Below are 7,097 nucleotides of genomic sequence, written 5' to 3'. Positions count from 1 at the left end.
CAAAATCGATATCGCCGACATCGCAATCCGCCTCACCGATCTCGGCCTCGCGTGGGAGCCAAAAAACCGCCGCAAAACGGGCGCTACGCCAAAGTCATAGCTCCCGCGGCCTTCGGCGGATGCTTACCGATGTAGTGCCACTCCACGCCGATCTCCCCGCACCATGCCAGCACAGCATTACTGGTGAGTTCGGTTCCGTAGCACATTGGGAAGCGGCCTTTCGGAGGGCCGCAATGCCTTGATGGAGACAAGGGCGCGTAGCGCCCGCCGGCTTCATCAAGGCAGTCACGACCGGCCAGCAGGTTTCTAAAGAGAAGTTGTCGACACAACCCTTTGGAGGCTGACCGATCATGACCAAGCTGCATTCTACGCCACCCGACGCCGTCCTGGTAGCCATCGATATGTCGAAGCACCGCCAGGAGGTTCTTCTCGAACGACCGGAGGGTGGTCGCCGACGCCGCATGACGGTAATGGCGACGAAGGCCGACTATGACCGGCTGGCCGATGATCTGACTGCCATCGGGCGCCCCGTCATCGTCGGGTTCGAAGCGACCGGCAACTATCACCGCACGCTGGCGCATCGATTGCTGTCCGCAGGGTTCGAACTGCGCCTGATTTCCTCGGTCGCCCTGGCCCGCACACGCGAAGCGCTACACAATGGCTGGGACAAGAATGATTCCAAAGACGCCCAGGTAATCCTGCATATGCTCCGGATCGGGGCGACCCAGCGCTATGTCGATCCGCTGGCCGCAGGGATCAACGATCTACAGGAGATGTCGAAGACGCATGAAGCCATTTCGAAGGCGAAGACCCAGACCTGGCATCGGATCCTGACCCACTACGCGCGGCAGCATCGTGGGCTTCATCCAGCGGGAAGGACATGCACCGCTTCCGTCGCCATGTACGGCATCTTTCTATAATCACGTGGTGGGCGGTCAGCGTCAGATAAGCGGGCTCGGTCGGCCGATCTTTTGGATGATAGGCCGGAGCCAATCTCACAATGAAGAAAAGCCAGCTTTTTGGCTGGAACGAAGAGATGAAAGCAGCGGTCGACCGGCCGAAGCCGCTGCAAGGAATGAGCTGACCATGAAAAAATATATGAATGACCACGACCGGGCGTTGGAAGCGCAGACCCTGAGCATCGCCCGGATGGTTGCCCACCTCGCGAACTTGGAACTCGATACCAAAATACCAATCCTCCCCCCCGGAGTTTGCGGACCACTTGATCGCACCGGAAGCGCATGTCGTCATCGTGCCCACGACCCTCGCTAACGGGAATGATCGACGCAAGGTCGAGAATGTGATGCGCATTGCCCACTGCGACGCGATCATGGTCCGGATCGTCCCGCAAGGCGGCGGCGCGAGAAAGGCCATCTTCGAAATCGGGCGCGATGGATTGGTTCCAGTCTGGTTCTCCGAATATACCTCCCGCGGCGTAGGCGGCGAGCTGTTTTTCCAGCCGACCGTCGATCCGGACGGACCGTTGTTCAAGCTCACCAACAAGGGATTGATGTCGTCGTCAGACTTTGCCGGAATTCGCTGGGATGGCTGGTGAAACCCTCTGCGCTACTTCGAATATGATGGCTCAAGTCACAGACGCCTGCGACGATTGCAGCATCTGAGGGGGCATCAGCAGCAGCCATCGCGTTTGCTTGCCTACCAATGCCTACCAAGAATTCCTTGGCGTCCCTTTCGGAATCCTCGGCAAGGTCGATGCGGTCTTTTTGATATGTGGATGCGAGACTGTCGCGCAGGATCGCAGGCCGGTATGCGGCAACCATCCTCCTCGCCCTGGCCGCAATGGCAGGATCAATTTCAGTCGGATAGGGTGCCGGGCGCGCATCCCAAAGAGCCGCGTCGTCGGCCGGATTTGCGATGATCTTTGCCATCTTCGCTTCGTCTTCTGCAAACCGGTATGCAACGACAAACAGCGCTGCGATTTCGGACAACCCTGCGTTCTTGTATTGATGGATGGTTTCCTGATCGTTGCGGTCCTTCCTCGCAAGCTCATTGTCCACCTTGCCTTTCATATCCATCGTCCGGCCGTGAACGAACGGGCGGGTATCGATGATCGTTTGCTTCGGACCGGCGCCAAGGGTCAGTTCCAAGGGGGCAGCGGCCGGTTTAATCGCTTTTAGGACGGGCCCTTCTTGGCCCGGCACCGAAACAGATTCTTTGCCTGCCCGTTTGGCGCGACCCTCTGCTGAAAAGAGGCGTTCGGCGACGGCGCCGAACATCTGAAGGACCTTCAGATACTCGTTCGCTGTCATCGTCCGCATGAGGGGACGGATAAACCACGGTACGTAGTGCACCGCAGCCTTGGATCCTCGCGCAGCGATGCGATGCACATCAGCCGCGCTCCAGACAATCCTTTGCCGCGCAAAGACTCGCACAAGTTCGCTCCGTATTTGAGCGTTATCCGCGGCGTGGACGAGGGCGCGACCGGTTGCCAAATCCCCGGACATGGCTGCGTGATACATATTCATGTCGATAGCGGCGATATCGCACAGCGCGTCGGCTTGATTGGCCAGCGCTATTGCGGGTGTTGAGCCACCGCCGAGGTGGGCGGTCGCGATATCAATTGCCGTAGCGACATCGTCTGAAAACGCGCGCTGGCGAGACCGGGCGATGAGATGGCGCAGGAACGAATGTACCTTACCATGATCGGCTGCCGGCAGATCGTCCGCTGTAAGATAATAATATTTTGGAAGGAAAAGCGAGGGTGCGAGCTCGTACATATCCGCCGCGCGCAGTGCGTAGCCCGCTCGCTTGGTAGGCCGAACAGACCCATGCAGCTGGCGGTCGACCCATCGCGATTGAAATGACCCAAATTCGTCGGGTTCGAGAAACGATGTCAAACCGCCTGCGAAAACCTTCCTCAAAGCCCGCACCGCGGACAATGCATTCTTCGCAAGGCTTTCGTCGTTTTGCGCCCGCTCGTCGTCCGATGGCTTGTACGTCATGTCAATTCTTTCAAAAGGCGATCGAGATCGTTCAGCACGGCTTCTGCTTCCATTGCAGCCCTTTCCGACCGCATCGTAAACGTCTTGAATCGTGAAATACTAAGTTCACCGGTCGCGGCTTGCGCGGCTAGCACCTGCTCTTCGCTCGCGAGCCATGTCGCTTCGATTTCGACCGCCTGCTGCCTGTGCTCGAGACTGGTCAAGGCGTCGAAAATTTGATCGTCAATCATATTAGGTCTCAGCTAAGCGCGGAAGGCGGCGAAGGCCGGTGCCAAAACATCGGGTGACCGCCAGCATCGCGCAGCCAGTCATGTGCGGCGCCGCGATTAAAGGCCTGGGGCGGCGGAAAACCGGGCTCGGCGGCCGAAAGGCATTCGCCGACGATATTCATCAGGTACCGCTGCTTCGCCGTAACCGCGCGGCGGCGCCACCGAGCCGCCGGGTTGTTGGCTGATGGGCTCGCCTGCCAGTCAGTGACCGCGCGGTGGTAGACCTCCAGCTTGTGCTGAAATCGATGATAAGCGCCGAGCTCCACACAATAGGCCCGGCGCTCGGGCGGCTGGAGCGCGACCCGCGCGTGATCGATATAGGACCCCGCAGGATTAAGCATGGCGGCCTCGATTAGCCAAGGATATGCCGTCGCGCCTGCCGCCTTGAGGCCCAGAAAGGCAATCGGGCAAACGTCCAGACCGCCGAGCGCATGCTCGTTGGACCCATGTGCGAAGGTCAGGTTATCGACCGAGGAGGGCACAGAGGCCCGTCGCAAATGCCACGTTGAAGCAAGTTGCAGCTCGCGCTTGGCGCCGCCGACAAGGGCCCGCTTCGCATTGGCATATCTGTCGGCTGCCGCAGCCACCTCGACCGCTCGCGTCAGCAGGGCGGTATATCGTTCGCAATGCTCGTTCATCATGTCCTCCAAATTTGTCGGGTCATTGTGAGGTAGCGATTCGAAGCGCTGACCATGATCCCCGCAGGTTCCGGAATTACCCATCGACATGCAGAAAATCGCAATTCGGGCAGGTTCGCCTCCGGACGACCTTTCGGCTTCTGTTTAGGATGAAGTGAAGAAAGGGGGGTGTTGCGCAGTAACCGCGAAATCCGCCCCGTAGTCCGGGTCAGATTGTCGCTTGGCGTCACACCCCCCTGAATGAGTAGCCAGAATGAAGTTGCTGTTTTCTATTGACAAAATCGATGCGTCATCGGCCGACGTTGCCTCGTGGGCGAATGACGGGCGGCGTGCCGTCGCGCAGCAAACCCGCAGGATGAACGGTACCAATGCCGCGAAACGCGTTGGACGTCATGCCGCGCTGACGGCGGACGAGCGTGCCGAACGCAAGGCCCGACGAAAGGCCAAAGCAGCGATGCGCCAGGAAATACTGGAAATGCTGGAAGAGGCGGCGAAAATCAGGTTCGCGCGGCGAAAGGCACGCGAAGAAGAGGAGAAAAAAGGCAGGCGCCGCCGCCTAGTCGTTACCATGGAAAAACCGCCGAAGGTCACGGCCAGGGGCGGTCGCAACCTCTACCGACGGAAGGCCCGGTTCGAACGCGCGGTTCTCCCACATGGATCGGGCTCATCCAAACTTGCCTCGCTTGTTTTTCGCATCAAGACACGATCGCTTGGGGGTGGGGAGCTCTCAAGGTGGCGTCGCCGCGAGGCGGCCCGGTTTGCTCGCTATCTGGTCCGGTTTCCGGCGCTCGAGGGTTCGCCCGGGGAAAGCATCGCGACCAACATCGTTGCCGCTGACGTGGACCGCGAAAGCGACGAGTTCACGCGCCAGCTTACGGCCTTTATGATTGCTGCAGAAGACGTCGAAGCTGCGATCGACCCTACCGGGCAGGTGTATAAAAGCATCATCATACCATTGCCGCACGAGGTCGGGCTGGAAGGCAGGATTCGGATCCGCGATTCCCTGGTGGAACCTCTGCGCACCCGGAATATGCCATTTCTGGCTGTGCTTCATTCTCCCGACGCGGAGGGCGATGCGCGTAATTATCATCTGCACATTCAGGTGCTGATCCGTGAATTTAGTCTCAATGAGCCATATTCCTGGGCTTTCGCGGAAACCAAAAGTCGTGATGTTTTTCATCCGGCCATGCTGAAGGCGTGGCGGCGGCTGACGGTCTCAATCTTCAACCGCGAATTGGCCAATGCTGGAGCCAAGCGTCAGTTCTCGCTGGCTCTTGCCGCGATGCCAGGCCGTCACCGGGGACGCGCAGGGACCGCATCGGATCGCGAACTGGCGATTGCCAAAGCTGCTCAACGCGATTCGGAGTCGGCCGCGGCCGAGCGCACAGCGCTGTTCGCGCGGCAGATGGTGGACCTGATGCGTCGTTTGCAAGCTCTGGCGCTTGACGCCCGCCGTACTCGTCGCAGGCAGATTCTGGCCCGTCGTGCCGCGCTTGAGCGAACAGGGGCCACGCAGCGTGCCACTATCGACCGCTTACGCCAGTCCGCCCGGCTCGCCGCGCTGAGCCATGCCGTACAGGCTGCCACCATTGGTATATCTCGTACTCGAACTGCACTGAACCACATTGAAGCAATCGGTGACCGTACGAGGAATGACGTGGCCAATCGCATCGCCCAGCGCATAATGCGGCTCTTGCCGGTGTGCGCTGCAGTCTGCCGCAGCCGGGATCGTGGAGAGATTCTCTTCCGGCGACACCGCATCGAACATCTTCGAAACGGCACGATGCGCGCCAGTCAGCAAGTTGCGAGAATATCAACGAACAATATGCGGCTGTTCCGTCTCAACTTGGACAATCGACAATCTGCAATTGGAGAGGCTGCAGGAGGGGCTTTGCGCACGATCCAGTCATTGCGGTCGTTAGCGGCCGACAACCTCCGCCTGGACCTTGTTGAACGGCGCAATACGGCCAGTGAACGCGTGTCACAAATCTCGACACTGCGCGAGAATAGCGCGTTGATAAGTGCGAAGCGCCGCGATGCAGCGGCATCGCTCAAGTCCTTTTCCGTTGGCCCGAGTTCGAGGCCCGCATCTCCCAGCGTCGAGCCAATCGTGTCGGGCGATCGAGCCGGCCGCTCATTTACGGCATCGATAGAAGTCACAGGCGCGCACTCTGGTTCACCCATCGCGGCGAGTCCCGATCCGAAGCCGTCCGTTCCGGCGGCGCAGGTTCAAGCCCATATGCCGCCATTGAACCAGCCAGGTGTGAAGCAAAGCGATCAGAAGGTTGACGAGGAAAAGACGATGTCGGGCGATGCTCCACAGAAGAGCCGCTCGTCTTGTGGAGAAATCGTCCCGACCGAGCGTGACCGCCCAGTTGCCCCTAAAATCGAGGAGCCCGCCTCTGACAGCGATTTAGATCGGGCTCAGGCGTGGCTGAAAAATGGAAAGGGAATCGGGCGGTGACCGGGGCGTCAACAAATCCGAGCTAAAAGTGAAAGCGGACCGTTGCCGATCCAACCGGCAACGGTCCCGACTGAAGTGGGAAAGCTTAGGTAACTGAGCAAATTGGATGAAAAAGGGAATAGCCGAGACCCGGCTCAGTGGTCTCGCTCCCCGTGTTGGAAGACTTCGAAATGGAAATAGGAATCATGTCGCGCCCGGCCCCGGGTGCGCAAACGTTGCCGCTTGTGCGCGAGGCAGTGCGTCGGCCCATGATCAAAATTGCCCGAGAAATCGGTGGGCAGATCGATCACTTTCCGGAGCGCCGGTTCGTCAATACCGACGGCGCACTCCTGCTGGAGGAGGCTGGCCTCCTGATCATGGGCACGCCGATGTTTCGTCCGATCGGTGGGGATCTTGTTGCGAAGATCGGCGCGCGTCATGGACTGAACGTGTTGCTGCTGCGGTTTGATAGCTACCATGTGTCTTTTGACCTGCGCATTCGTGGCCTGCACGAATGGCTAACTCGCTATCGTCGCTGGTCTCGGGGCGGAGGGCTCTGGTTTGTTCCTGAGGATGATGGCGGTCTGCCCTATGTGAGGGCGACCCGTCGGGGCCTCATTATCTCCAGCCACGCGCCCTTCGGCAACGCACGGCAGCGCGAAGAGGGTATCACAGCGGCCAATCCCTGGCCACTTGAGTGGGAAGCCTGAATATGAGCGCTCCCAAGAGCAAGGCAAAGGCCGGTCCGGAAGCACTCTCAAGCTTTGCTGCCGATGCGGCCGAT

The 7,097-nt window shown here is 59.5% G+C and carries 6 protein-coding genes and 1 pseudogene; 4 read left to right on the top strand and 3 right to left on the bottom strand.

The window, feature by feature from the left end:
* Window positions 1-350: 350 nt before the first annotated feature.
* Together KYX69_RS22640 and KYX69_RS22635 are read left to right on the top strand one after the other, a co-directional pair.
* Window positions 351-842 (top strand): annotated as a pseudogene (locus KYX69_RS22640) (transposase); the annotation flags it as partial.
* 380 nt (window positions 843-1,222) lie between these two features.
* Complete coding sequence (locus KYX69_RS22635; RefSeq protein ID WP_300501625.1) at window positions 1,223-1,555, top strand: hypothetical protein; 333 nt, start codon at window positions 1,223-1,225, stop codon at window positions 1,553-1,555.
* On the opposite strand, the gene KYX69_RS22630 is transcribed toward KYX69_RS22635, so the two are convergent.
* The 3 genes from KYX69_RS22630 to KYX69_RS22620 are packed head-to-tail and all read right to left on the bottom strand — an operon-like array spanning window position 1,494 to window position 3,954.
* Window positions 1,494-2,963, bottom strand: coding sequence for a hypothetical protein (locus KYX69_RS22630; protein ID WP_300501624.1), 1,470 nt, complete (start codon window positions 2,961-2,963; stop codon window positions 1,494-1,496). The genes KYX69_RS22635 and KYX69_RS22630 overlap by 62 nt on opposite strands.
* Window positions 2,960-3,193, bottom strand: a complete 234-nt coding sequence (locus KYX69_RS22625) for a hypothetical protein (protein WP_300501623.1) — start codon at window positions 3,191-3,193, stop codon at window positions 2,960-2,962. Before KYX69_RS22625 ends, KYX69_RS22630 begins: the two co-directional genes overlap by 4 nt.
* An 8-nt stretch (window positions 3,194-3,201) precedes the next feature.
* Window positions 3,202-3,954, bottom strand: a complete 753-nt coding sequence (locus KYX69_RS22620) for a hypothetical protein (protein WP_300501622.1) — start codon at window positions 3,952-3,954, stop codon at window positions 3,202-3,204.
* 169 nt (window positions 3,955-4,123) lie between these two features.
* Here KYX69_RS22620 and KYX69_RS22615 point away from each other — a divergent pair, with 169 nt between their 5' ends.
* Both KYX69_RS22615 and KYX69_RS22610 read left to right on the top strand, forming a co-directional pair.
* Window positions 4,124-6,334 (top strand): hypothetical protein, encoded by a 2,211-nt coding sequence (locus KYX69_RS22615; protein ID WP_300501621.1) that lies wholly within the window; start codon window positions 4,124-4,126, stop codon window positions 6,332-6,334.
* Window positions 6,335-6,489: 155 nt separating this feature from the next.
* Window positions 6,490-7,023 carry a hypothetical protein gene (locus KYX69_RS22610; protein ID WP_300501620.1) on the top strand — a complete coding sequence of 178 codons (534 nt, stop codon included), beginning with the start codon at window positions 6,490-6,492 and terminating at the stop codon, window positions 7,021-7,023.
* The last annotated feature ends 74 nt before the right edge of the window (window positions 7,024-7,097 follow it).

The organism is Sphingomonas sp., assembly GCF_030145815.1.
GTDB lineage: Bacteria > Pseudomonadota > Alphaproteobacteria > Sphingomonadales > Sphingomonadaceae > Sphingomonas.
Note: the sequence above shows the minus strand (reverse complement) of the source record. Positions and strands in the feature narration are given on the sequence as shown.